Annotated in this window: 2 protein-coding genes; one reads left to right on the top strand and one right to left on the bottom strand. The window is 58.0% G+C overall.

Features of this window, described 5'->3' with window-relative positions; translation table 11 throughout:
• The coding region (locus ACFEMD_RS22005; RefSeq protein WP_394743425.1) for a TrmB family transcriptional regulator at positions 1–398 on the bottom strand (398 nt) is incomplete at its 3' end.
• Positions 399–786: 388 nt separating this feature from the next.
• Between ACFEMD_RS22005 and ACFEMD_RS22000 the strand changes: the two genes are divergently transcribed.
• Positions 787–1,128 (top strand): TrmB family transcriptional regulator (locus ACFEMD_RS22000; RefSeq protein WP_394743424.1); only part of this gene is annotated, 342 nt, incomplete at its 3' end.

Raw genomic sequence — 1,128 nt, 5'->3', positions numbered from 1 at the left:
GTTCGATCCGTGACCGCCGCCTGTCCATTGACCGTCCATACTCCCCGTTGCTCAGCTTGCTTTTCGGCCGGCTCGAGGTTTCCCAGTGCCGTCTGGAGAGTATCCGTTCGATGCTGAAACTCCCGTTCGAACCGTCGACAAGCGGTTTCGGCGGAGATCACCCAGAACTCCTTGGGAGAGGATTGCTGGACATCGACGAGTCCCCACTCGTGTAACTCGTCGACGGCATCATACACGCGAGTGCGTGGTACCTCCGACACCTGGCTCACGTCTCTGGCCGTCCCCGTGCCGAGGCTGGCGAGCGCGACGAACGTCCGTGCGGCGTAGGTACTCAGCCCGAACCGTTCGAGTTGCTCGGTCGCGGCGGTCTCCGGGTTTTTAGATGGATTACCACTCATCGAGATACCAGCTCTGGATCAGTACGAATCCGGCCACGCAAGGTGGCCGGACCGGCACACAGCAGTAAGGTGGTTGGGACACAGCACTGGACTGCGTACCGGTCTAGAAGTTAGCCGCCATGCCGTATATCCCTTTTGTGATTAATCGGGTGACTTCTCGATTTCATACTTACCTTCGATTTCCCTCTCTCGGATTGCCTTATCTGACTGTAGTCACTGGGATAGTTACAACAAAACGAACGGGCCGTGAGACGCCGCGTTTTCACCCGGTTAGCGACCGTTTCACGGACTATTGGGATGAGACGTCATAATTGGAGTGACAATGCCTATCCGTTCTGGGACCCAACAGTCGGGTGAGTTTCCGGGGCTTCCCGGAAGGTTGGGACACATGGATACAGATGAAAGCGTGGAGGAAGCGATCGAGCTCCTTCAACAACTCGGGTTGAAAGAATACGAGGCGCGGTGCTTCGTCGGTCTCTCCCGTCTACGTTCGGGAACGGCAAAGAAACTCAGCGAGATGACCGAGGTTCCCCGAACACGGGTGTACGATGCGGTCCGAGTGTTGGAATCCCAGGGGCTCGTCGAAGTCCAACACTCGAGCCCACAGGAGTTTCGAGCCGTCTCCCTCGAGGAGGCGACCGAAACGCTTCGTGACCAGTACGAAGCGCGCGTCGACCGGCTCGAGAACGCGCTCAACACGATCGACATCGTCGACGAGGGCGATGACACC

The organism is Natronococcus roseus (assembly GCF_043677095.1).
Taxonomy (GTDB): domain Archaea; phylum Halobacteriota; class Halobacteria; order Halobacteriales; family Natrialbaceae; genus Natronococcus; species Natronococcus roseus.
The sequence above is the reverse complement of the archived record's forward strand: the minus strand, read 5'-3'. Positions and strand labels throughout refer to the sequence as shown.